The organism is Sporosarcina sp. HYO08 (assembly GCF_001563475.1).
Classification (GTDB): domain Bacteria; phylum Bacillota; class Bacilli; order Bacillales_A; family Planococcaceae; genus Sporosarcina.
Window position 1 is genome coordinate 260373 of the sequence record NZ_LPUT01000027.1, and the last position, 23734, is coordinate 284106.

At 43.3% G+C, this 23734-nt stretch carries 35 protein-coding genes and 2 pseudogenes; all 37 read left to right on the forward strand.

Annotated elements, in window-relative coordinates:
• Positions 1-20 precede the first annotated feature (20 nt).
• The 37 genes and pseudogenes from rpsS to AU377_RS10650 all read left to right on the forward strand — a co-directional run bounded on the left by rpsS (position 21) and on the right by AU377_RS10650 (position 23731).
• Positions 21-299 carry a 30S ribosomal protein S19 gene (gene rpsS / locus AU377_RS10475; RefSeq protein ID WP_067407714.1) on the forward strand — a complete coding sequence of 93 codons (279 nt, stop codon included), beginning with the start codon at positions 21-23 and terminating at the stop codon, positions 297-299.
• Between the two features lie 19 nt (positions 300-318).
• Complete coding sequence (gene rplV, locus AU377_RS10480; protein ID WP_067407715.1) at positions 319-663, forward strand: 50S ribosomal protein L22; 345 nt, start codon at positions 319-321, stop codon at positions 661-663.
• 3 nt (positions 664-666) lie between these two features.
• Positions 667-1323, forward strand: coding sequence for a 30S ribosomal protein S3 (rpsC, locus tag AU377_RS10485; protein ID WP_067407716.1), 657 nt, complete (start codon positions 667-669; stop codon positions 1321-1323).
• Position 1324: 1 nt separating this feature from the next.
• Complete coding sequence (gene rplP, locus AU377_RS10490) at positions 1325-1759, forward strand: 50S ribosomal protein L16 (protein ID WP_067407717.1); 435 nt, start codon at positions 1325-1327, stop codon at positions 1757-1759.
• On the forward strand, positions 1749-1949 hold the full coding sequence (gene rpmC / locus AU377_RS10495; protein WP_009499049.1) for a 50S ribosomal protein L29: 201 nt from the start codon (positions 1749-1751) through the stop codon (positions 1947-1949). The genes rplP and rpmC overlap by 11 nt, the downstream gene beginning before the upstream one ends.
• 17 nt (positions 1950-1966) lie before the next feature.
• Entirely contained in the window at positions 1967-2230 is a 264-nt protein-coding gene (rpsQ, locus tag AU377_RS10500) for a 30S ribosomal protein S17 (RefSeq protein ID WP_067407718.1), read from the forward strand.
• Between the two features lie 39 nt (positions 2231-2269).
• Positions 2270-2638, forward strand: coding sequence for a 50S ribosomal protein L14 (gene rplN, locus AU377_RS10505; RefSeq protein ID WP_067407719.1), 369 nt, complete (start codon positions 2270-2272; stop codon positions 2636-2638).
• 35 nt (positions 2639-2673) lie between these two features.
• Complete coding sequence (gene rplX, locus AU377_RS10510; protein WP_067407720.1) at positions 2674-2985, forward strand: 50S ribosomal protein L24; 312 nt, start codon at positions 2674-2676, stop codon at positions 2983-2985.
• A 26-nt stretch (positions 2986-3011) separates the two neighbouring features.
• Entirely contained in the window at positions 3012-3551 is a 540-nt protein-coding gene (gene rplE, locus AU377_RS10515; protein ID WP_067407721.1) for a 50S ribosomal protein L5, read from the forward strand.
• A 19-nt stretch (positions 3552-3570) separates the two neighbouring features.
• Positions 3571-3756 carry a 30S ribosomal protein S14 gene (gene rpsN, locus AU377_RS15345; protein WP_001085700.1) on the forward strand — a complete coding sequence of 62 codons (186 nt, stop codon included), beginning with the start codon at positions 3571-3573 and terminating at the stop codon, positions 3754-3756.
• Between the two features lie 30 nt (positions 3757-3786).
• On the forward strand, positions 3787-4185 hold the full coding sequence (rpsH, locus tag AU377_RS10520; RefSeq protein WP_067407722.1) for a 30S ribosomal protein S8: 399 nt from the start codon (positions 3787-3789) through the stop codon (positions 4183-4185).
• A 30-nt stretch (positions 4186-4215) separates the two neighbouring features.
• Positions 4216-4755 (forward strand): 50S ribosomal protein L6, encoded by a 540-nt coding sequence (rplF, locus tag AU377_RS10525; RefSeq protein WP_067407723.1) that lies wholly within the window; start codon positions 4216-4218, stop codon positions 4753-4755.
• Positions 4756-4789: 34 nt separating this feature from the next.
• Positions 4790-5152 carry a 50S ribosomal protein L18 gene (rplR, locus tag AU377_RS10530; protein ID WP_067407724.1) on the forward strand — a complete coding sequence of 121 codons (363 nt, stop codon included), beginning with the start codon at positions 4790-4792 and terminating at the stop codon, positions 5150-5152.
• Between the two features lie 22 nt (positions 5153-5174).
• Complete coding sequence (gene rpsE / locus AU377_RS10535) at positions 5175-5675, forward strand: 30S ribosomal protein S5 (RefSeq protein ID WP_067407725.1); 501 nt, start codon at positions 5175-5177, stop codon at positions 5673-5675.
• Positions 5676-5688: 13 nt separating this feature from the next.
• Positions 5689-5871, forward strand: coding sequence for a 50S ribosomal protein L30 (gene rpmD / locus AU377_RS10540; RefSeq protein WP_067407726.1), 183 nt, complete (start codon positions 5689-5691; stop codon positions 5869-5871).
• A 32-nt stretch (positions 5872-5903) separates the two neighbouring features.
• Entirely contained in the window at positions 5904-6344 is a 441-nt protein-coding gene (rplO, locus tag AU377_RS10545; protein ID WP_067407727.1) for a 50S ribosomal protein L15, read from the forward strand.
• Positions 6344-7636, forward strand: a complete 1293-nt coding sequence (gene secY, locus AU377_RS10550; protein ID WP_067407728.1) for a preprotein translocase subunit SecY — start codon at positions 6344-6346, stop codon at positions 7634-7636. Before rplO ends, secY begins: the two co-directional genes overlap by 1 nt.
• A 52-nt stretch (positions 7637-7688) precedes the next feature.
• Positions 7689-8342 (forward strand): adenylate kinase, encoded by a 654-nt coding sequence (locus AU377_RS10555; RefSeq protein ID WP_067407729.1) that lies wholly within the window; start codon positions 7689-7691, stop codon positions 8340-8342.
• Positions 8343-8753: 411 nt separating this feature from the next.
• On the forward strand, positions 8754-8972 hold the full coding sequence (gene infA / locus AU377_RS10560) for a translation initiation factor IF-1 (RefSeq protein WP_060203457.1): 219 nt from the start codon (positions 8754-8756) through the stop codon (positions 8970-8972).
• A gap of 38 nt (positions 8973-9010) precedes the next feature.
• Entirely contained in the window at positions 9011-9124 is a 114-nt protein-coding gene (gene rpmJ / locus AU377_RS15350) for a 50S ribosomal protein L36 (RefSeq protein WP_076758849.1), read from the forward strand.
• A 24-nt stretch (positions 9125-9148) separates the two neighbouring features.
• A complete protein-coding gene (gene rpsM / locus AU377_RS10565; protein WP_067407730.1) occupies positions 9149-9514 on the forward strand; it encodes a 30S ribosomal protein S13 in 366 nt (121 codons plus the stop codon).
• A gap of 25 nt (positions 9515-9539) precedes the next feature.
• Positions 9540-9929: a 30S ribosomal protein S11 gene (rpsK, locus tag AU377_RS10570; RefSeq protein ID WP_067407731.1), complete on the forward strand. Its 390-nt coding sequence runs from the start codon at positions 9540-9542 to the stop codon at positions 9927-9929.
• Between the two features lie 133 nt (positions 9930-10062).
• Positions 10063-11007, forward strand: coding sequence for a DNA-directed RNA polymerase subunit alpha (locus AU377_RS10575; RefSeq protein WP_067407732.1), 945 nt, complete (start codon positions 10063-10065; stop codon positions 11005-11007).
• 32 nt (positions 11008-11039) lie between these two features.
• A complete protein-coding gene (gene rplQ, locus AU377_RS10580; protein WP_067407733.1) occupies positions 11040-11420 on the forward strand; it encodes a 50S ribosomal protein L17 in 381 nt (126 codons plus the stop codon).
• 317 nt (positions 11421-11737) lie between these two features.
• A complete protein-coding gene (locus AU377_RS10585; RefSeq protein ID WP_067407734.1) occupies positions 11738-12586 on the forward strand; it encodes an energy-coupling factor ABC transporter ATP-binding protein in 849 nt (282 codons plus the stop codon).
• Positions 12562-13437 carry an energy-coupling factor ABC transporter ATP-binding protein gene (locus AU377_RS10590; RefSeq protein ID WP_067407735.1) on the forward strand — a complete coding sequence of 292 codons (876 nt, stop codon included), beginning with the start codon at positions 12562-12564 and terminating at the stop codon, positions 13435-13437. The genes AU377_RS10585 and AU377_RS10590 overlap by 25 nt, the downstream gene beginning before the upstream one ends.
• On the forward strand, positions 13431-14228 hold the full coding sequence (locus AU377_RS10595) for an energy-coupling factor transporter transmembrane protein EcfT (RefSeq protein ID WP_067407736.1): 798 nt from the start codon (positions 13431-13433) through the stop codon (positions 14226-14228). The genes AU377_RS10590 and AU377_RS10595 overlap by 7 nt, the downstream gene beginning before the upstream one ends.
• 2 nt (positions 14229-14230) lie before the next feature.
• A complete protein-coding gene (truA, locus tag AU377_RS10600; RefSeq protein WP_067407737.1) occupies positions 14231-14980 on the forward strand; it encodes a tRNA pseudouridine(38-40) synthase TruA in 750 nt (249 codons plus the stop codon).
• 170 nt (positions 14981-15150) lie between these two features.
• On the forward strand, positions 15151-15588 hold the full coding sequence (gene rplM / locus AU377_RS10605) for a 50S ribosomal protein L13 (RefSeq protein WP_067407738.1): 438 nt from the start codon (positions 15151-15153) through the stop codon (positions 15586-15588).
• Positions 15589-15607: 19 nt separating this feature from the next.
• Positions 15608-16000, forward strand: a complete 393-nt coding sequence (rpsI, locus tag AU377_RS10610) for a 30S ribosomal protein S9 (protein WP_067407739.1) — start codon at positions 15608-15610, stop codon at positions 15998-16000.
• Between the two features lie 162 nt (positions 16001-16162).
• Positions 16163-16609, forward strand: a complete 447-nt coding sequence (hutP, locus tag AU377_RS10615) for a hut operon transcriptional regulator HutP (RefSeq protein ID WP_067407740.1) — start codon at positions 16163-16165, stop codon at positions 16607-16609.
• A gap of 149 nt (positions 16610-16758) precedes the next feature.
• Entirely contained in the window at positions 16759-18270 is a 1512-nt protein-coding gene (gene hutH / locus AU377_RS10620; RefSeq protein WP_067407741.1) for a histidine ammonia-lyase, read from the forward strand.
• 360 nt (positions 18271-18630) lie between these two features.
• A pseudogene (locus tag AU377_RS15775) lies at positions 18631-19922 on the forward strand (YfcC family protein).
• Between the two features lie 22 nt (positions 19923-19944).
• Positions 19945-21411, forward strand: a complete 1467-nt coding sequence (locus AU377_RS10640; protein ID WP_067407745.1) for an aminoacyl-histidine dipeptidase — start codon at positions 19945-19947, stop codon at positions 21409-21411.
• A gap of 605 nt (positions 21412-22016) precedes the next feature.
• Positions 22017-22088: pseudogene (rpsI, locus tag AU377_RS15540) on the forward strand (30S ribosomal protein S9); the annotation flags it as partial.
• A gap of 910 nt (positions 22089-22998) precedes the next feature.
• On the forward strand, positions 22999-23301 hold the full coding sequence (ureA, locus tag AU377_RS10645; RefSeq protein ID WP_067407746.1) for an urease subunit gamma: 303 nt from the start codon (positions 22999-23001) through the stop codon (positions 23299-23301).
• Between the two features lie 49 nt (positions 23302-23350).
• The gene (locus AU377_RS10650) at positions 23351-23731 is read left to right on the forward strand and encodes an urease subunit beta (protein ID WP_216635651.1); all 381 of its coding nucleotides are present in this window, start codon (positions 23351-23353) and stop codon (positions 23729-23731) included.
• Positions 23732-23734: the final 3 nt, after the last annotated feature.

A 23734-nucleotide genomic window follows, 5' to 3' on the forward strand; every position in this document is an offset into this window, starting at 1 on the left:
ACACGAAGGGAGGTTCCGACATGGGCCGCAGCTTGAAAAAAGGACCTTTTGTTGATGATCACCTAATGAAAAAGGTGGAAGCACAAAAAGCATCCGAGAAAAAACAGGTTATTAAAACTTGGTCACGCCGTTCAACAATCTTCCCGACATTCATTGGCGTAACGATTGCTGTTTACGATGGTCGTAAACACGTTCCTGTCTACGTGACTGAAGATATGGTTGGACACAAACTTGGTGAATTCGTACCAACGCGCACATACAAAGGCCATGGTGCCGACGATAAGAAAACAAGACGTTAATTGAGAGGAGGTTATCCTGATGCAACAAGCAAAAGCAACTGTCCGCACAGTCCGTATTGCTCCTCGCAAAGTCCGTTTGGTCGTTGATCTTATCCGGGGCAAAAAAGTCGGTGAAGCTGTCGCGATTCTACGCTTGACGCCAAAAGCGGCATCACCAGTCGTAGAAAAAGTTTTGAATTCAGCGATTGCAAACGCTGAGCACAACTATGAAATGAACGTTGAAGATCTATATGTTAGCGAAGTGTTCGTTGATGAAGGTCCAACAATGAAACGTTTCCGTCCACGTGCACAAGGTCGTGCAAGTGCGATTAACAAACGTACGAGCCACATTACATTAGTGGTATCAGAAAAGAAGGAGGGATAATTCGTGGGTCAAAAAGTACATCCAAATGGTTTACGGGTTGGCGTTATCCGTGACTGGGAGTCGAAATGGTATGCAGAAAAAGACTATGCAACTCTCTTACACGAAGACTTGGAAATCCGTGAATTCATCGAAAAGCGTCTTGTAGATGCATCTGTTTCCAAGGTGGAAATTGAGCGTGCTGCAAAGCGTGTTAACATTACTATTCACACTGCGAAGCCAGGTATGGTGATCGGTAAAGGTGGTTCCGAGGTCGAAGCACTTCGTAAACAACTGAACAGCATCACAGGCAAGCGTGTACACATTAATATCGTTGAAATCAAACGTGCGGATCTAGATGCGAAACTAGTCGCAGAATCTATTGCACGTCAATTAGAAAGCCGTGTATCTTTCCGTCGTGCACAGAAACAAGCGATTCAACGCACAATCCGTGCAGGTGCGAAAGGTATTAAAACACAAGTATCCGGACGTCTTGGCGGTGCAGATATCGCACGTGCGGAACACTATAGCGAAGGAACTGTCCCTCTCCATACATTGCGCGCAGACATTGACTACGCACACGCTGAAGCAGATACAACATACGGTAAGCTCGGTGTTAAAGTATGGATCTACCGTGGAGAAGTCCTTCCAGTGAAGAAGAACTCTGAGGAAGGAGGCAAATAATATGTTGATGCCTAAACGCGTTAAACATCGTCGTGTATTCCGTGGAAAAATGCGCGGTACTACTAAAGGCGGCGCAACTGTACAGTTCGGTGAATATGGTTTACAAGCAACTGATTCTGGTTGGATCACAAACCGTCAAATCGAATCTGCACGTATTGCAATGACACGTTACATGAAACGTGGCGGTAAAGTATGGATTAATATTTTCCCGCACAAACCATATACGAAAAAGCCTCTTGAAGTCCGGATGGGTTCCGGTAAGGGTGCTGTTGAAGGCTGGGTAGCTGTTGTTAAGCCTGGTAGAGTCATGTTTGAAATTGCAGGTGTGTCAGAAGAAGTTGCACGTGAAGCACTTCGCCTCGCATCTCACAAGCTTCCCGTTAAAAGTAAGTTTGTAAAACGCGAAGAAATTGGTGGTGAATCTAATGAAAGCTAAAGAAATCCGTGACTTAACAACTGCAGAGATTGAGCAAAAAGTGAAATCACTGAAAGAAGAGCTTTTCAACCTTCGCTTCCAATTAGCGACAGGACAATTAGAAAACACTGCACGCATTCGTGAAGTTCGTAAATCGATTGCGCGCATGAAAACAGTTATACGTCAAAGAGAAATCAGTGCAAATAACTGATGAAGGAGGTTACAGCCATGACTGAGCGTAACGAGCGCAAAGTGTATACAGGACGTGTTGTATCCGACAAAATGGATAAAACAGTTACTGTAATGGTAGAAACACAAAAGAAGCATTCTTTATACGGCAAGCGTTTAAAGTATTCTAAAAAATTCAAAGCTCATGACGAGTTAAATGAAGCGAAAATCGGCGATGTTGTTCGTATTATGGAAACACGTCCATTATCAGCTACAAAGCATTTCCGCGTCATCGAGATCGTGGAAAAAGCGATCATTATCTAATAACGTTCGGAGATTGAAATCCGAGAGGAGGTAGCCTCAATGATTCAACAGGAAAGTCGTATGAAAGTCGCAGACAACTCAGGCGCACGTGAAGTCCTTACAATCAAAGTACTTGGCGGAACAGGCCGTAAAGTTGCAAACATTGGCGACGTAGTTGTTTGTACAGTGAAGAAAGCAACACCAGGTGGCGTTGTCAAGAAGGGCGATGTCGTAAAAGCTGTTATTGTTCGTACAAAGAGCGGTGTTCGCCGTAAAGACGGTTCTTACATCACATTTGATGAAAACGCATGTGTAATCATCCGTGATGACAAGAGTCCGCGTGGAACGCGTATTTTCGGACCGGTTGCCCGCGAACTCCGTGATAGCAACTTTATGAAAATCATTTCACTTGCTCCGGAAGTTCTTTAATTTCATGACAGTGCCAATCAAGGAGGTGCGACAGAATGCACGTTAAAAAAGGCGATAAAGTTATGGTCATTACAGGAAAAGATAAAGGCAAAACTGGCGTGATCCTAGCTGCTTTCCCTAAAAAGGATCGTGTGCTTGTTGAAGGTGTAAACATCGTTAAAAAGCATACGAAACCAAACCAGGAAAACCCTCAAGGTGGAATTCTCAGCCAAGAGGCAGCAATTCACGTATCGAATGTCATGGTGATCGATCCTAAAACAGGCGAGCCGACTCGTGTAGGATACAAGATCGAAGATGGCAAAAAAGTTCGTGTTGCTAAAAAATCCGGTGAAAACCTGGACAAATAAGTAACAAGTGAAAGGAGGTCCAACAGATGAGCCGATTAAAAGAAAAGTTTAAAAGTGAAGTTACTCCTGCTCTTATGAGCAAGTTTGAATATACATCAGTTATGCAAGTACCAAAAGTGGACAAAATTGTCATTAACATGGGTGTTGGTGACGCTGTACAAAACGCGAAAGCGCTAGACGCAGCAGTGGAAGACTTAACGATTATCTCTGGTCAAAAACCAGTGATCACAAAAGCAAAGAAATCAATCGCAGGTTTCCGTCTTCGTGAAGGAATGCCAATCGGGGCGAAAGTAACACTACGCGGTGAGCGTATGTACGAATTCCTTGACAAGTTGATTTCAATTTCATTGCCTCGTGTTCGTGACTTCCGTGGTGTTTCTAAGAAAGCATTCGACGGTCGCGGAAACTATACGCTCGGCGTGAAAGAGCAGCTTATTTTCCCTGAAGTCGACTACGATAAAGTTTCTAAAATACGCGGAATGGATATCGTCATCGTTACGACTGCAAACACTGATGAAGAAGCTCATGAGTTATTAAAGCAGTTCGGCATGCCGTTCCAAAAGTAAATAAAAGGGAGGCGAAAACGTGGCTAAAAAATCAATGATCGCTAAACAGAAACGTACGCCAAAGTTCAAAGTGCAAGAGTACACACGTTGTGAGCGTTGTGGACGTCCGCACTCTGTATATCGCAAATTTAAACTTTGCCGTATTTGTTTCCGCGAACTAGCATACAAGGGACAAATTCCTGGCGTTAAAAAAGCTAGCTGGTAATCCCCTAAAATTGGGAAGGAGGTTAATGGAATGACAATGAGTGATCCGATCGCAGATATGCTTACACGCATCCGTAACGCGAACATGGTTCGTCACGAGAAGCTTGAAGTACCTGCTTCAAATATGAAAAAACAAATCGCAGAAATCTTAAAACGTGAAGGTTTCGTCCGCGATGTTGAATACGTGGAAGATAGCAAACAAGGCATCATCCGCATTTTCCTTAAATATGGTCAAAACAACGAGCGTGTCATCACTGGTCTGAAACGTATTTCAAAACCTGGTCTTCGCGTTTATGCAAAAACAAACGAAGTACCTAAAGTTTTGAACGGCCTTGGCATTGCGCTAGTTTCTACATCACACGGCGTGTTAACTGACAAAGAAGCACGTGCGAAACAAGTAGGCGGAGAAGTCGTAGCTTACGTCTGGTAATCAGCAACAATCGAATGGAGGTGCAATTGAATGTCACGTATTGGTAATAGACCGATCGAAGTACCTGAAAACGTAACAGTAACAGTTTCCGAGGATAACTTTGTTACAGTGAAAGGTCCGAAAGGCGAACTTACAAACACTTTGAACTCTGATATTAAAATCGTACAGGAAGGTAACGTTATTACTTTAGAACGCCCTTCTGATTCAAAAGAACATCGTTCAATTCATGGAACGACACGTTCACTTCTTGACAACATGGTGACAGGCGTTTCAAAAGGCTTTGAACGCTCACTAGAACTAATTGGTGTTGGATACCGTGCACAACTTCAAGGCAAAAAACTTGTATTGAACGTTGGTTATTCCCACCCAGTTGAGTTCACGCCAGAAGAAGGAATTGAAGTTGAAGTTCCTGCAAACACAAAGATCATCGTTCGCGGCATCAATAAAGAACGCGTAGGTGCTCTTGCTTCAAACATTAGACAAGTACGTCCACCAGAGCCTTACAAAGGCAAAGGTATTCGCTACGAAGGCGAACACGTACGTCGTAAAGAAGGTAAAACAGGTAAATAATGCCGCATAAGGCATACCGGAAGGAGTGACCACGATGATTACGAAACAAGATAAGAATGCTGTCCGTAAAAAGCGTCATGCACGTGTGCGTACGAAAATCAGCGGTACTGCAGCGCGTCCACGCCTAAACGTTTTCCGTTCAAATAAGCATATCTATGCACAGTTGATCGATGACGCAAATGGTGTAACGATTGCAAGTGCTTCTACAATGGACCAGGATTTCCAATCTGATTCCAAAGCAGATACTGCAGCGGCAGCTAAAGTCGGCGAGCTTATTGCGAAAAAAGCTTCTGAAAAGGACGTTAAATCGGTTGTATTCGACCGTGGCGGTTACCTATTTCACGGCCGTGTGAAAGCTTTGGCAGATGCAGCACGTGAAAACGGTCTGGAATTTTAATTAAGAAGGAGGGACAAATTTCATGCGTCGTAATGATCAAATTAAAAGTGAATTCGAAGAACGCGTAGTTACGATTAACCGCGTAGCGAAAGTTGTTAAAGGTGGACGCCGTTTCCGCTTTACTGCTCTCGTTGTTGTCGGAGATAAGAATGGACGTGTAGGCTTTGGTACTGGAAAAGCTCAGGAAGTTCCAGATGCGATCCGCAAAGCTATCGAAGATGCGAAAAAGAACCTAGTAACTGTACCTATGGTTAAAGGAACGACTCCACACGAAGTAATTGGACGCTTCGGTGCTGGTCAAATCCTTATCAAGCCTGCAGCACCAGGTACTGGAGTTATCGCTGGTGGACCTGTCCGTGCCGTTCTTGAACTGGCAGGAATCACAGATATCCTATCAAAATCCCTCGGTTCAAGCACACCAATCAACATGGTTCGTGCAACTGTAGAAGGATTAAAGAATTTGAAACGCGCGGAGGAAGTAGCAAAATTGCGCGGTAAATCTGTAGAAGAACTGTTAGGTTAAGGGGGGAAACACAATGGCTAAAAAACTTGAGATCACCCTTACGAAAAGTGTAATTGGTTCAAAACCTGCACAACGTAAAACAGTCGAGGCACTTGGTCTACGCAAATTGAACCAAACGGTTGAACACGAAGATAACGTGGCAATTCGCGGTATGATCAACCGAGTGGGACACTTAGTTACAGTTAAGGAACAATAATTCCGATTTTTTGATAAGGAGGTGCCAATGATATGAAACTACACGAAATGAAACCGGCTGAAGGTGCACGTAAAGTACGTAAGCGTATTGGTCGTGGGATCGGCTCTGGATGGGGTAAAACTTCCGGTAAAGGTCACAAAGGTCAAAATGCCCGTTCTGGCGGCGGTGTACGTCTTGGATTTGAAGGTGGTCAAATTCCACTTTTCCAACGTCTACCTAAACGTGGATTTACGAACATCAACCGTAAAGAATTTGCGATCGTCAACCTTGACACGCTAAATCGTTTCGAAGAAGGAACAGAAGTAACACCTGAACTTCTTATCGAAACAGGCATTGTGAGCAACGCAAAGTCCGGCATTAAGATTCTTGGTAACGGAACTCTTGATAAAAAGATCACTGTCAAGGCTCACAAATTCTCTGCTTCTGCAAAAGAAGCGATTGAAAAAGCGGGCGGGCAAACCGAGGTGGTTTAATGTTTCAGACGATCTCCAACTTTATGCGTGTTAGAGATATCAGGTCTAAAATTTTTTTCACTTTGCTTTTGCTCATCGTTTTTAGAATCGGGACTTTTATTCCTGTTCCAAACGTTGATGCGACAGCTCTACAACAATCCGATAACAACTTTATTGGCTTATTGAATGTATTTGGCGGTGGTGCCCTCGCTAACTTCTCGATTTTAGCGATGGGAATTATGCCATACATTACAGCGTCGATCATCGTGCAACTCTTGCAGATGGACGTCGTACCAAAATTTACAGAGTGGGCTAAGCAAGGAGATGTCGGAAGACGGAAACTTGCACAATTCACACGATATTTTACGATAGTCCTTGCTTTTATCCAAGCAATTGCCATGTCATTTGGGTTTAACCGTATGTACGATGGTACTTTGGTGAAAGCAGAAGGCATTTCGACATATGTGGTGATCGCGATCGTATTGACGGCAGGAACTGCATTTCTACTCTGGCTCGGCGAACAAATTACGGCAAAAGGTGTCGGAAATGGTATTTCTATCATTATTTTTGCAGGTATTGTCGCTGGGATTCCAAATGCAGTCAACCAACTTTACGCAACTCAGATCGAAGGTGCAGGCGATGCGTTATTTATTCGAATTGCAATTATGGCGCTGCTTCTCCTTGTGGTCATTGCGATTACTGTCGGAGTTATCTACGTACAAGAAGCATTGCGTAAAATTCCGATCCAATATGCGAAACGTGTCACAGGTCGCAACCAAACAACGGCTGGCCAACAGACACACTTACCTTTGAAATTAAATGCTGCTGGCGTTATTCCGGTCATCTTCGCTTCAGCGTTCTTTATGACACCGCAATCGATTGCAACGTTTTTCGGCACAAACAGTGTAACAACAGCTATTTTGAATTACACTGATTACACGAAACCAGTAGGTATGGTCTTTTACGTTGCACTCATTCTCGCTTTCACTTATTTTTACGCGTTCATTCAGGTCAATCCTGAGAATGTGACGGATAATTTGAAACGCCAAGGTGCATATATACCAGGTATCCGACCGGGACAAAACACACAAGATTACTTAACAAGCACTTTGTATAGATTGACATTTGTTGGCGCGATTTTCCTTGCTGTCGTTTCTATCATGCCTATATTCTTCATCAATTTCGCAAACTTACCATCGTCTGCGCAAATTGGCGGAACAAGTTTAATCATCGTTGTCGGGGTTGCCTTGGAAACGATGAAACAGCTTGAGTCGCAGCTTGTGAAAAGGCATTACAAAGGCTTTATAAAATAAGTCGTTTAGAGAATATCTCGTTCGGCGAATATGAATGTGGAGGGCAATACGTATGAATATCGTATTAATGGGTCTACCTGGCGCCGGTAAAGGCACACAGGCAGATAAAATTGTCGAAAAGTACGAAATCCCTCATATTTCTACAGGCGATATGTTCCGTGCTGCCATTCAAGAAGGCACGGAACTTGGAGTCAAAGCAAAATCGTTCATGGATCAAGGAGCTCTTGTTCCTGATGAAGTAACAATCGGAATCGTGCGTGAACGATTAAGCAAATCCGATTGCGATAAAGGTTTCTTACTTGATGGTTTTCCGCGCACAGTAGCGCAGGCAGAAGCACTAGATGAACTTCTAGCGGATATGGATCGCGGAATCGAACATGTGCTAAACATTCAAGTTGAAAAAGAAGAACTTGTCGCACGGCTTACAGGCCGTCGCATTTGTAAAGAATGTGGCACATCCTACCATCTTCAATTCAACCCACCAAAGGTTGAAGGGAAGTGTGACAAGGATGGCGGCGAACTTTATCAGCGAGCGGATGACAATCCGGAAACTGTTACGAACCGTCTGGAAGTAAATATGAACCAAACTGCACCACTTCTAGCGTTTTACGACGCTAAAGGTGTTCTTGCAAACATCGATGGACAACAGAATATCAATGACGTATTCAAAGATCTGGACGCAATTCTGACAGAAAGCGGACAGTGACACTTTCCGGGCACAGTTAATATATGCCGAATTTGGGCAGTATAGGAATGCTGCACGGAAAGATCGTATCAACGAGCTGCAAAAGCATATGGTGCCCGGTATTAGATCTGGTCGGAGTACAGCAGGCGTTATGATCTTCCGCATACTAAATGCATTTTAGTGTCAAGACATGTATAATGTATTTCGTAGAAAATTTATAGCGCAACTAGGAACTCATCCAAGGCACTTCAGACGGTCGTGTTCAACCGACTCGATTTTCAGGCAGAGTGACTTTGCAGGGAAACGAAAGGTGACAGGCGTCTTTTGAACATCACTTCATGGAATCCGGACATATGTTAAGGAAGCTTTCAAGGCGACTGATGCCGCCAAGTGGTGAGAACCTTTATTGTATATAGAAGGGAGACAGGATTGATGGCGAAAGACGATGTAATTGAAGTTGAAGGTACCGTAGTCGAAACGTTGCCAAATGCGATGTTCAAAGTAGAGCTGGAAAACGGCCATACGATTCTTGCCCATGTATCAGGCAAAATCCGTATGCACTTTATCCGCATCCTGCCTGGCGACAAAGTGACAATGGAACTTTCGCCTTATGATTTGACACGTGGTCGTATCACATACCGTTTTAAATAAACTTTTGCACTCCGGACTATTGAAGGAGGTTGGGTAAGATGAAAGTAAGGCCATCTGTAAAACCGATCTGTGAAAAATGTAAAGTTATTCGCAGACGCGGCCGAGTAATGGTAATCTGTGAAAATCCAAAACACAAACAAAGACAAGGCTAATTCAGAAGGAGGTGCACAACTTATATGGCACGTATTGCTGGTGTAGACGTTCCGCGCGATAAGCGCGTCGTAATCTCATTAACTTACATTTTCGGTATTGGTAAAACAACAGCACAAGAAGTACTAAAAGCAGCTGGCGTTTCTGAAGAGACACGTGTACGTGATCTTACCGATGTTGAGCTTGATAAAATTCGTGAACAAATTGACGGACTAAAAGTTGAAGGTGATCTTCGCCGTGAAACTTCACTTAACATCAAACGTTTGATGGAAATTGGTAGCTTCCGTGGCATCCGTCACCGTCGTGGTTTACCAGTTCGTGGTCAAAACACGAAAAACAATGCCCGTACTCGTAAAGGTCCTAAGCGGACTGTAGCGAACAAGAAAAAATAATAGGTAAAGGAGGTTTCTTCTTAACATGGCACGTAAACAACAAACTCGTAAACGTCGCGTGAAAAAGAATATCGAATCTGGTATTGCACACATCCGTTCGACGTTCAACAATACAATTGTAACAATTACTGACATGCAAGGGAACGCATTATCATGGTCAAGTGCAGGTGCACTAGGCTTCAGAGGCTCCCGTAAATCAACTCCATTTGCTGCTCAAATGGCTGCTGAAACAGCTGCGAAAGTATCAATGGAACATGGTTTAAAATCGTTGGAAGTTACGGTTAAAGGCCCAGGTGCTGGACGTGAAGCAGCAATTCGTTCACTACAAGCAGCAGGTCTTGAAGTAACAGCGATTCGTGACGTTACTCCGGTTCCGCACAACGGATGCCGCCCGCCAAAACGCCGCCGTGTATAATGGCTTTCACTCCATTTGATTGAGAATCACAATTTTTGTCAAAAATGAATTGTGCGATTGCAATTTGCCGTTTGTAAATCGATTTCAATATGGAACGGCCTTTACATTCGACGTTTTGAAGGAGGGTAAATGAATGATCGAGATTGAAAAACCGAAGATTGAAACAGTGATGATCAGTGAAGATTCCAAGTTCGGTAAATTTATCATTGAGCCGCTTGAGCGTGGATACGGAAACACCTTAGGGAATTCCTTGCGCCGCATCCTTCTATCCTCATTACCTGGTGCTGCTGTGACGTCTATTCAGATTGATGGCGTGCTCCACGAGTTCTCAACAATTGAAGGTGTCGTTGAAGACGTCGCGTCAATTATTTTGAACGTGAAAAAACTGGCTCTTAAAATCTATTCAGATGAAGAGAAAGTAATTGAGATAGATGTGAAAGGTGAAGGAGTTGTAACAGCTGCGGACATTACACATGATAGTGACGTAGAAGTGTTGAATCCGGAACTGCCAATTGCGACACTTGGTAAAAATGGACACTTACGCATGCGCATGTATGCAGTTCGTGGACGAGGATATGCACCTTCCGATCAGAACAAACGTGAGGATCTTGCGATTGGCGTTATTCCGATCGACTCTATTTACACTCCAGTTTCACGCGTAAACTTCCAAGTTGAAAACACTCGTGTTGGTCAAATGACGAACTTCGATAAGTTGACACTTGATATTTGGACAGATGGAAGCATCGGTCCAAAAGAAGCTGTTTCACTCGGGGCAAAAATCCTGACGGAGCACTTAAATATATTTGTTGGTATGACCGATGAAGCGCAAACTGCAGAAATTATGGTGGAAAAAGAGGAAGATCAGAAAGAAAAAGTTCTGGAAATGACAATTGAAGAACTAGATCTTTCCGTTAGATCCTATAACTGCCTAAAACGTGCAGGCATCAATACAGTACTCGAGCTTGCAAGCAAGACTGAGGAAGAAATGATGAAAGTGCGAAATCTTGGACGTAAATCACTTGAAGAAGTGAAAGCAAAATTGGATGAGCTTAACTTAGAGTTACGCACAGAAGATTGAGCGATTATCTAGACTGAAGGAGGGAAACTTCTATGGCATACAGAAAACTTGGACGTACAAGTTCACAACGTAAAGCAATGCTACGCGACCTAGCGACAGATTTGATCGTACATGAGCGCATTCAAACAACAGAAGCGCGTGCGAAAGAATTGCGTTCAGTCGTTGAAAAAATGATTACGCTTGGTAAGCGTGGGGACTTGCATGCACGTCGTCAAGTTGCACAATTCATCCGTCGGGAACTCGTTACAACGACTGACGAAGAAGGCAACGAGAAAGAAGTGTTTGCAATTCAAAAGCTTTTTGATACGGTTGCACCTCGCTATGCAGAGCGTCAAGGCGGTTACACACGTATCATGAAAATGGGACCTCGTCGCGGTGACGGAGCACCTGTCGTCGTAATTGAGTTAGTCTAATCTACATTACGCCTCGGCGTAGATGGTTTAATATGCAGAGGGTGTGCGATAATCGCACCCTTTTTGTACTATGGTTTATACGACAATTGGAAAAGCTGAGTGTTACGATCAACGGTTTTGGCCGTGGGGTCTAGCTCTACGCACCTCATCCAACGGATCGGACTTGAGCACCCGGTGCGGATTTATAGATGTGAGCGCATTTCTTCGGATGAGGTGCGCGCTTTTTTTTTATCTTTATTTAGCAAGGATAGATTCCTCCCATATTATGGGGTGGAATCTTCTCTCTATACATATACAAGTTTGCTGGGGGTGAGAAGGTGACTTCGGAAATACTTTCGGTTCAGCATCTAGCGTTTTCCTATCGGGCAGAGGAAGGGCAAGCTAGGAAAGCGGTTGATGATGTTTCGTTTGCAGTGCGCGAAGGGGAATGGATCGCCATCGTGGGACATAATGGTTCGGGCAAATCGACACTTGCAAAGTTAATGATCGGGCTATTGTTTCCAGACGAAGGCGGAGTGGAACTGTTTGGAGAACAACTGACGAAAGACAATATTTGGGAGCTGCGTTCTAAAATGGGGATCGTGTTCCAAAATCCGGACAATCAGTTTGTTGGTTCTACGGTGCAGGATGATGTTGCATTTGCCCTGGAGAACAAAGGTATTCCATTTGAAGAAATGGTAAGCCGTGTGCATACATCACTTGCGCAAGTGAAGATGGAAGACTTTCTCAATCATGAACCACACCATCTTTCAGGGGGACAGAAGCAGCGTGTCGCGATTGCAGGAGCTCTCGCATTAGAACCGCGGCTACTTATATTAGATGAGGCAACGTCTATGCTAGATCCTCAAGGACGACAAGAAGTGATTCAAGTCGTCGAGGACTTGAAGCGGGAGTCTGGCCTTACGGTACTTTCGATCACGCATGACCTGGAAGAAGTGCTACTGGCCGACCGCGTTGTCGTAATGAATAAAGGTCAATTATTAACGATTGGTACACCAAGGGAAATTTTCTCAAGGGGAGAAGAATTGGAAGCGATTGGGCTAGATTTACCGTTCGCATTAAAAGTATCTCGATTGTTGCAAGACGAAGGTGTGGCGCTTAAGGAAGAGCAAATGACAGAAGAAGAGTTGGTGAATGAATTATGGACATCTCACTTCAGCAAGTAGGCTATTTATATGGTAAGGATACGCCTTTTGAAAAAAGGGCATTACAAGGGGTAGATGTGACCATTCCCTCCGGCTCCTATACAGCGATTATCGGCCACACAGGTTCAGGCAAGTCTACACTTTTAATGCATTTAAATGGTTTATTGAAGCCGTCAGAAGGTATTGTCCAAATTGGTAACGCCCAAATCACGAAAGCCACCAAGGGAAAAGATTTAAAAGAAGTACGCCGTAAAGTTGGCATTGTTTTTCAATTTCCAGAGCATCAACTTTTTGAAGAGACGGTCGAAAAAGACATTATGTTTGGCCCGATGAACTTTGGTGTTCCCGAGGAGGAAGCGAGAAAGCGAGCGCATGAACTGATTGCATTATTGGGCTTACCAGCAGACGTTGCGGAAAAGTCTCCATTTGACTTATCAGGCGGACAAATGCGTCGTGTCGCCATTGCCGGTGTATTAGCCTTTCGCCCATCTGTACTCGTATTAGATGAACCGACGGCGGGGCTTGATCCGCGTGGTCGAAACGAGATTATGGAATTGTTCCATCGCTTACATAGGGAAGAGAATTTAACGACGATTCTTGTGACGCATAGCATGGAGGATGCAGCCCGGTATGCAAATCATATGATTGTGATGCATAATGGTCGTTCAGTCATGACTGGCGGACCGAAGGATGTATTTGCCGATGAAGAAAAGCTTGCTTCGTATCGACTTGGTTTACCACGTTCAGTACAATTTCAGCGCAAATTTGAAAAGACAATTGGCCGTCCGTTAGATCGGTTAGCCTTAACGGAAGAACAGCTTGCAGAAGCGATTGCGAAAGCAGCCCGGGAAGCTGGTGACCGCTCATGTTAGAAAAAATGATATTCGGTCGCTATATTCCGGGTACGTCATTCGTCCATAAGCTCGATCCGCGTTCGAAGTTATTGTTTGTATTTATTTTCATTATTGCGGTCTTTTTAGCGAATAATACGATTACCTATGCAATCCTTTTAGCATTTACTTTACTTGTCATTTTTAGTTCTAGAATTCGCTTGTATTTTCTACTTAGCGGATTAAAACCCATTTTATTTTTAATTGTTTTTACGATGCTTATGCATATTTTCTTCACAAAAGAAGGATCGCTTTTAGTTCACTGGGGTTTTATCAAAGTGTATACGGAAGGGTTAAGGCAGGGGATCTATATCTCGACCCGCTTTCTTGTGCTCGTATTAATGACATCCATTCTCACGTTAACGACATCACCGATTTCGATTACAGATGGAATGGAAGATTTACTTGGTCCATTGAAGCGATTTAAACTGCCTGTTCATGAGTTAGCACTTATGATGTCTATTTCCTTACGCTTCATCCCAACTTTAATGGATGAAACGGACAAGATTTTGAAAGCGCAATTGGCGCGTGGATCGGATATTAGCAGCGGTACAATTCAACAGCGTATTAAAGCCGTTATTCCCTTGCTTGTCCCGTTGTTTGTCAGCGCATTTAAACGGGCGGAGGATCTCGCCATCGCGATGGAAGTCCGCGGCTATCGCGGAGGGGAAGGAAGAACGCGGTATCGCCAGTTAACATGGAGCTGGCGCGACACGGCAATCATTATCTTACTTGTGGTTGTCATTGGTATTCTTATATGGTTGAGGGGATAAATATGAATCGCGTAAAAGCAACCGTTACGTACGATGGAACAAATTTTGCAGGTTATCAGTTCCAGCCAGGTCTGCGAACGGTTCAGGCTGAAATTGATAAGGCACTCGTGAAAATTCATAAAAAGGATCAGTCCATCCATTCAGTAGCAAGCGGCCGAACAGATGCAGGCGTTCATGCAACTGGACAGGTGATCCATTTTGACACGCCGTTCTCTTTGACGCCAGATCGATGGTGTATGGCGCTGAATGTGCTGCTCCCAAAAGATATTCGCATTGTAGATGCAGAATATGTGGATGAACATTTTCATGCAAGGTATTCCGCAACGGGAAAAACGTATGTGTACAAATGGTCTTATAGCGAAATACAAAGCCCATTTGAGCGTAATTACATGGTACATCTTGGCAATTTGCGACCGGATCTTGAGCAAATGAAAGAAGCGATACAATATATCTTAGGCACCCATGATTTTACAAGCTTTTGTTCATCCAAGACGGCAACTTCCAATCGAGTGCGAACCGTTAGGGAGCTAACACTTGAAAAACAGGGAGATGCTCTTGTGATGACAATTGAAGGAGACGGCTTTTTGTACAATATGGTGCGCACGATCGCAGGCATGTTATTGGCGGTCGGAAGGGGTTGGCATCGTCCGGAAGAAGTGCGGGAAATTCTAGCGGCGCGCGACCGGAAAAAGGCGAGCAAAACCGCGCCGGCACACGGTTTGTACCTACAGTCAGTCACCTACAAATGTTGAGACAACTTTTCCTCGTGTTTTCGAGAAAATCGCTTGACTTACAACTGAAATCGGTATAAGATGAATAATGGTATTTCAATAACCCCACAAAAAAGCCCCGGAAGGTTTCTTGTGTTTAGGGATAGAGAAAACGGAACAGATTTTGAGATTCATTCTAGGAGGATACGAAAATGCGTACAACATTCATGGCTAAAGGTCACGAAGTAGAGCGTAAATGGCTCGTTGTCGATGCAGAAGGCCAGACACTAGGTCGCCTTGCATCTGAAGTTGCAGCAATTCTGCGCGGTAAACATAAACCGACTTTCACACCACACGTTGACACTGGCGATCACGTCATCATCATCAACGCTGAGAAAATCGAACTATCAGGTAACAAATTGAAAGACAAAATTTACTACCGTCATTCAGGTTACACTGGCGGCATTAAACAACGTACAGCAAACGAAATGCGTACAAACTACCCAACAAAAATGCTTGAGCTTGCGGTTAAAGGAATGCTTCCAAAAGGTCCTTTAGGTCGTCAAACATTCAAGAAACTTCATGTATACGCTGGAGCGGAGCACCCGCACACAGCACAAAAACCAGAAGCATATGAGCTTCGCGGATAATTAAGAGGAGGAAATACCTTTGGCACAAGTACAATATCTCGGCACTGGCCGTCGTAAAAGTTCAGTAGCTCGTGTACGTCTCGTTCCTGGAGATGGCAAAATTGTCATCAACAACCGTGACGCAGAAGACTACGTACCATTCGAAACACTTCGTGAGGTTATTAAACAACCTCTAGTTGCAACAGAAACTCTTGGAAGCTACGATGTCCTTGTAAACGTCCACGGTGGCGGCTACACAGGACAAGCAGGCGCAATCCGTCACGGCGTTGCACGTGCACTTCTAAACGTAGACCCAGATTTCCGTTCAACATTGAAATCAGCAGGATTACTTACACGTGATGCGCGTATGAAAGAACGTAAAAAATACGGTCTTAAAGGCGCTCGTCGTGCACCACAGTTCTCAAAACGTTAATATTAGTATTTCCAGGCTCTTTTCACTTATGTGGGAAGGGTCTTTTTTGCGCTTTGAACTATATTCTGTGGAAAAGATAAAAATAGTTTGACAACTCGGAGCATTTGCTATACGATAACATTAGTGAAAGTAGAGAATAGTAGAAAGAGTGAGAAATAGTCCATGGCGTTAAGCAAAGACCATCGGATCGGGCGCCATGCTGCATTGCTTGTATTGGCGGACGATAATAAGGAGCAACTGCAAAAGCTAACGAATGAAGTAAACTGGAAAAGTTGTACCGGTAAAGTTGGCTCCATGGATTCGCAAAAGGTGATCGCTGCAATTGAAGTAGCTGCTAAACAGCACGGGGTCATAGATAGCAACATTTACCGTGAAACGCATTCTTTGTACCATGCCATTATGGAGGCACTCCATGGTATTACACGCGGTCAAATACAATTAGGGCCCATTATGCGGACAGTTGGATTGCGTTTTGCCGTCGTGCGTGGGAATCCTTATGAAAGTGCTTCAGAAGGCGGCTGGTTAGCCGTTGCGATTTATGGAACAATCGGTGCGCCGGTCAAAGGTTCGGAACATGAGACACTAGGTCTCGGCATTAATCATATTTAAATTGAATACGCTTATTGTAGCCCAGTGTATTTTAGACAATAGGGGGCTGTACTTTTGAAATCATATTATATGATTTCTTTAGTGCGGCCTCCTTTTTTATTTTCACTTTTACAGTCAACTAAAAAATAAAAAAGAAAGCTGGTGGCATGATGGTTGTATTAACAGGTCAATCATTGACATTAAAGGATATGAGCAAGATTTTATTTGACGGAGAAATGGTGACGGCATCTGAAGATAGCTGGAAACGTGTAGAAGATAGTCGTAAAGCGGTGGAGCAAATCGTAGAAGAAGGCCGGGTCGTTTATGGAATTACGACGGGATTTGGAAAGTTTAGCGATGTACTTATTGAACCGGATCATGTGGAAGAATTGCAATTAAACCTTATTCATTCGCATGCATGCGGGGTAGGAGATCCGTTTCCGGAACTTGTTTCCAGAGCGATGCTTGTCTTGCGTGCAAATGCATTATTAAAAGGATTTTCCGGTATTCGAAAAACGGTGATCGAGCGATTGTTGCAGTTTGTAAATGCCGGCATTCATCCAGTTGTTCCGCAGCAAGGTTCTCTTGGGGCGAGCGGCGATTTGGCACCGCTTTCCCATCTAGTCCTTCCGCTTCTTGGGGAAGGGGAGGTATTTTATAAGGGTAAGCGAATGGATGCACAGCATGCAATGGCGGAGGAAGGCATTTTCCCAATTATATTAACGGCTAAAGAAGGACTGGCGCTCATTAATGGTACACAAGCAATGACTGCTATGGGGGTTGTCACCTACTTGGAAGCAGAAAAACTTGCCTATGAATCGGAAGCCATTGCAGCAATGACAATGGAAGGGCTTAAAGGAATCATTGATGCATTTAACGAAAAAATTCATATTGTTCGCGGCTACCCTGAACAAATTGCCGTTGCAAAGCGGATGCGGGATCATTTGGAAGGAAGCCAATTAACAACGAGGCAAGGTGAAATTCGCGTGCAAGATGCATATTCCCTTCGTTGTATTCCACAAGTACACGGTGCATCTTGGCAAACTTTAAACTATGTAAAAGAAAAGCTGGAAATCGAAATGAATGCGGCAACGGATAATCCGCTCATTTTTGACGGCGGCGACGTAGTGATTTCCGGCGGTAACTTCCACGGTCAGCCGATTGCGTTTGCAATGGATTTCCTCAAAATTGCGGTTGCTGAACTTGCGAATATATCGGAGCGCCGAATTGAACGGCTTGTCAATCCGCAGCTAAATGACTTGCCGCCATTCCTAAGCGCAGAACCGGGACTTCAATCTGGTGCAATGATTATGCAGTATGCTGCCGCTTCACTCGTATCGGAAAATAAAACACTGGCACATCCGGCAAGTGTGGACTCTATTCCTTCTTCTGCCAATCAAGAGGATCATGTGAGCATGGGTACAATCGGTTCACGTCACGCTTATCAAATTGTAGGAAATGCAAGACGCGTTCTTGCCATCGAGGCGATCTGTGCGATGCAGGCGGCAGAAATCCGAGGGCTTGAGCATATGGCGCCAATTACGAGGCAGGTACTGGAGGACGGTCGAAAACATGTGCCTTTCATTGCAAAAGATCGCATCTTCTCCAAAGATATTGGCAAAGCAGAAACATGGTTAAAAGATGACTTTTCCTTGGAGCTGTTAATAGATCAAAAAAAATAATATTAAGTAAGGAAGCCCTTACTGTCTAAATGAGGTTCTAACATTATCGGATTAAAAAGGGGAACAATGATGCAATTTAAGTCATTGTTCCCGGCTTTTCAAATCGATTTGTAAGTGCTTCAATTTAAAAGGCAAAGTAGAGAGTGGAAATTCATCAAGTAAGACACCGCGACTTGTGCATTTACAATCAATGTAATCGATCCCTCATTCGCATTCGAAATTTATGATAAGGGGCTGTTTAATGATGGAAAAAGCTATTGCATTTGAAAAAAAGAGCGAGAGATTGCGCGGGAAAAATTTAAGTTTCGAATGCCCCATAGTTATGTTTTTATGGGTATCATTATTATTTTGACGACCATTATGACTTATGTGATTCCGGCAGGGGAATTTGACAGAGTAGAAGATGAGGCTACGAACAGAATGCTCGTTGTACCGGGTTCTTACCAGTCTGTTGAGCAAAATCCTGTTGGTATTTTTGATATGTTTATCAGCATTCAAAAAGGGATGATTAATGGAGCGGAAATTATTTTTTATCTCTTTTTTGCTTATGGATTTATCTTTATTCTTACGAAGACGGGCGTTTTCAATAGCGGTATTGGGGCACTTGTCAGGAAAATGAAAGGCAGAGAAGGTCTAATCATTCCAGCGTTCATGTTTGTCTTTGGAGCGATGGGTGCCGGGTTTGGGATGTATGAGGAAAGTTACGGGTACATTCCGATTATGATGCGTTAGTCGGTGTTGCCATCGTTTACGTCGGTATTACGACCGGTTTTGCAGCGGCCATTACAAATCCTTTTACGGTTGGGATCGCGCAAGGCATCGCAGGACTGCCGATTTTTTCAGGTATTGTGCTGCGGGCTGTAGCGTTTGTCGTTTTTATGTCCATTTCAATCTTTTTTGTGATGCGTTATGCCAACAAGGTTAAAAAAGACCCGACGAAAAGTCTTGTCAAAAATATTGAGTTCCCTTTTCTTTCGGGCGTTGAAAAAGGCGGATTTGCGGATACAAAGTTTACCCCTACACATAAAGTCAGTCTCATTTTATTCGGTTGCACCATTATAACTTTAGTGACGGGGACGATTAAATTCGGCTGGTATCTTCCGGAACTATCAGGCGTATTCATCATTATGATGATTGTTATCGGTTTAGTAAACAGACTGTCTCTTGGACAAATTGCCGATACTTTTATAGAAGCCTGCTGAAACATGGTGTATGCCGCCCTCATTATTGGGATAGCCAACGCGATTTTAGTAGTTTTACAGGACGGGCATATCATTGATACAGTTGTGTATTATATGGCGTATGTGATTAAAGATTTATCGCCTTATGCGGCGGCAAGTGGAATGATTTTCTTGCAAACGATGCTTAATTTCTTTGTGCCGTCTGGAAGTGCTGCGGCCGCAATTTCGATGCCGATTATGACACCTTTATCAGACTCAATTGGACTCAATCGCCAAATCGCTGTGCTGGCCTTCTCATATGGAGATGGATTTGCCAATATGCTTTGGCCTTCTACAGTTGTCGTTATTTGCGGAATCGCCGGTATTCCAATCGATCGTTGGTATCGCTTTCTTTGGCCGCTATTCTTAAGTATTTTAGCGATGGAAATTGTATTTATCATTATCGCTGTTGCGATTAATTACGGTCCATAATGACTAGTAAAGGATGGTTAACTTGTATACTCATTTAGAAGAACTAGCATCACACCCAGTATTTTATTATTTTCTAGAAATTTCAAAGATCCCGAGAGGTTCCGGAAATGAAAGAACGATTAGTAACTATTTAGTCGATTTTGGAAAGGAACGTCATTTGGAAGTGATCCAAGACGAAGCGTTGAATGTCATTATTAAGAAACCTGCAACAATCGGATATGAAAACGCGCCGACTATCATCATTCAAGGACATATGGATATGGTTTGCGAAAAGAATCAAGGAAATCCTCATGATTTTGAAAAAGATCCGCTTCAATTAAGAATCGTTGGGGACATGCTTTATGCTACGGATACAACGTTGGGGGCGGATAATGGAATCGCGGTGGCCTATGCACTTGCCTTGCTGGATTCAAAAGATATTCCTCATCCTGCGCTAGAAGTTGTCATTACGACGGAGGAAGAAACGACAATGGGCGGCGCTTTGGCCGTAGATGCTGCCCATTTTGAAGGGAAGATGCTTATTAATATTGATTCGGAAGAGGACCGCAAGCTGCTCGTAAGCGGTGCGGGCGGGATCAAAGTAACGCAAGTTCTTCCGATCGTTTGGGGAGAAGCCCCGCCCGATCAATTAGCTTATTCTGTCCATATCAAGGGATTAAAAGGAGGGCATTCGGGTATTTCCATTGATAAAGGTAGAGGGAATGCCAATAAAATAATCGGGCGAATATTATCGGATTTGTCTGCGGAAATTCCTTTTTCACTACAGCAGATAAACGGTGGAACAGCAACGAATGCCATTCCACGCGAAACAGATGCGGTTATTTTAATTTCTGCAAATGCAGCCGAAAAATTGAAAAATAAAATAGACGAATGGAATTCAATTTTACAAAACGAGTTGAAAGCTTCCGATCCAGAAGTGCATATTAGTCTAAGAAGCGTGGAAAATGATGTTGGCAAGATTTTTACGGAAGAAACAAAGCAGAAAGCGATCGCTTCACTCATGCTGATCCAAAACGGGATTCAAAGTATGAGCATGGAAATAGCGGATCTGGTGGAGTCTTCGACTAACTTAGGAATTGTTAAAACAACAGACGCGGAAATTCTTTTTGAAAGCGACTTGAGAAGTTCTGTGAGGAGTCTAAAACATGCCATGGTTAGGAATGCAGAGTTAGTTGCGAAAACGATTGGCTGCAAGTGCTTTACCGAAAACGACTATCCAGAGTGGCCGTACAATCCCAATTCAACGCTTCGCTCATTATTTGAAAAAGTGTACAAGGAAGAGAATGGAGAGGATATTGAAATTATCGCCGTTCATGCCGGCATTGAATGCGGTATTTTTATCGATAAAATTCCGGGACTGGATGCGATTTCTATAGGACCCGATATGTACAATGTCCATACGATAGACGAGCATCTTAGCATACCATCGACGTTGAGTAATTGGAAGTATTTTCTTTCCGTTTTAAAGGAAATGAAATCTGCTAATTAGGGAAAATGAAACTGCACAGCATTTCGTGGCGCCTCTTTCCGTGGATTTATCGGAAAAGAGGTGTTTTTGCATGTGGAACAGCGTGTAACCGTTTTCCAATCTCTGCTATACCCATATAATCATAGTGATTGTGAAAAAACAAGTCGAATTTCACTGACAATAAGTTTGATTTGAAGGTGATTGGGGAGAATAGGTACATAATGCTTTGAAAAGGTGTAGGTAAAGTAGAATAAGCGCGTAGTAAGGCGATGCCGCCTAGCTACTGTTTATCTGCAGGGTGAAAATACGCACAGGCAAAGCACATGCGAAGAAGTAAAAAGCAGTTCGGAAGGGGAGGGGTGGAAGCGGGAAATAAAGTGTGGAAATATGTGAAGTTTTTTTGGTAAAAGGGTTGGTGAAATGGAGTTCCTTCATTAATATAGTCGCAAATAGATGTGTGAAGAAAGTTTGAAGAATCCGCCGCGAAAAGGTCGATGAGTATAGCGAATGACTGGCGGCTTCAAATACTTCGGATGGCATTCGTCGAAACGGAAAAGTGGTAAAGAAATCCTACTGGGATGACATGGCACGGGAGAGCGAGTGTGAAAAGAAGAAAATTTAATTTAGCACGCATGAAAGAATGTAAAAAATACGGTCTTAAAGGCGCTCGTCGTGCACCACAGTTCTCAAAACGTTAATATTGGTGTTTACAGCCTCTTCCCGAGAGAGTCGGGAAGAGGCTTTTTTATGGTGGAAATAGGCGTGGGCATGCCTATTTCCGTGAACCATTAATTTGGGAAGTCATGCATGAATTGTAAAGACATTTGCCAAAATATCATTTGAAGAGGTTTTTGTCGAATTTTCGTCAAAAACTGGGTTTGATTTAGAGGTAATTGGGGAAGACTGTGTATATATGTGCTTTGAGCAATTATCGAGATACTTAAAAAGTATAAAGAGGCTGTCTATTCGAAGAGTTTCAGGGAAAGAGAAGACTGATCGGCCGAAAAGAATTGGAAAAGTTGACACATGTATTCAAGTGTTCAGAAGTGGACATTAAGCTTTTTAAAAAAGTGACAGGGACTAGAAAGGAAGGTGATGAAGCGATTGTCAATCGGAGTGGCTAGTATGATTTGTATGATTAGTTGCAGTATATAGAAAAAGGTCAGCAAATTACTCGGACCATTAATAGATCCGGGGAAATACGTCGCACACGTGGAGTGATGTCATTATGAAGGAGCAAGGATTTGTCACACGTCAATACTGGTTTGTGAATTAGGTATAGCGAGAAGGATTCTCAGTGTATCACGCATGAAAGTAAAGTGTCAATTTGGTGGCTGGGTATTCATGAGTTGTTTGACATTTTTGTGAAAGGTGCAAGATGATCGTTGCAAGTATTAAAACTTACGTTATATAATCTTCAACGTAGTTAAAACGATTTGTACATTGTATATGCGGTTTGTGCGTTGTATAATCGATTACGTTGTACAATCGATTTGTACGTTGTATAATCGATTACGTTGTGCAGACGATTAAGTTGTACAATCGATTTCTAATGGTGAATTTCACCAAAATAAATCATGTGAGATAAGTGTAAAGGAGGAAAAGGCATTGCATTTAAATCCAGCAGAGAAGGAAAAATTGCAAATCTTTCTGGCGAGTGAATTGGCCTTGAAGCGTAAAGCAAGAGGTCTTAAGTTAAATTATCCTGAATCGATTGCCATCATTACGAGCTTCATCATGGAAGGTGCACGTGACGGCAAGACGGTTGCTGCGCTGATGGAAGAAGGAAGACACGTATTGACAAGAGACGACGTTATGGAAGGTGTTCCAGAAATGATCGCTGATATCCAAGCAGAGGCGACTTTCCCAGACGGAACAAAACTCGTAACCGTTCACAATCCAATTTCTTAAAAATTGGTATAAACCCCAGGAATGCATTGAACATAGGAGGCGAGTAATAATGGGTAATCAAAATTATATCGTACCCGGCGAATACCGCGTAGCGGAAGGCGAAATCGAAATTAACGCTGGTCGTGAAAAAACAACTATTCGCGTATCGAATATGGGAGACCGTCCGATCCAAGTCGGCTCACACATTCACTTTGTCGAAGTAAACAAAGAACTATCATTCGACCGTGCAGTAGCAATTGGTAAAAGACTAAATATCCCTTCAGGTACAGCAGCTCGATTCGAGCCAGGCGAAGAGAAGGAAGTTGAATTAACGGAAATCGGTGGTAACCGTGTTGTTTACGGTATCTCAGATTTGACAAACGGTTCCGTTGACAACAAAGAAGAAATTCTTCAGAGAGCAAAAGAACTAGGCTATAAAGGAGTTGAATGATAA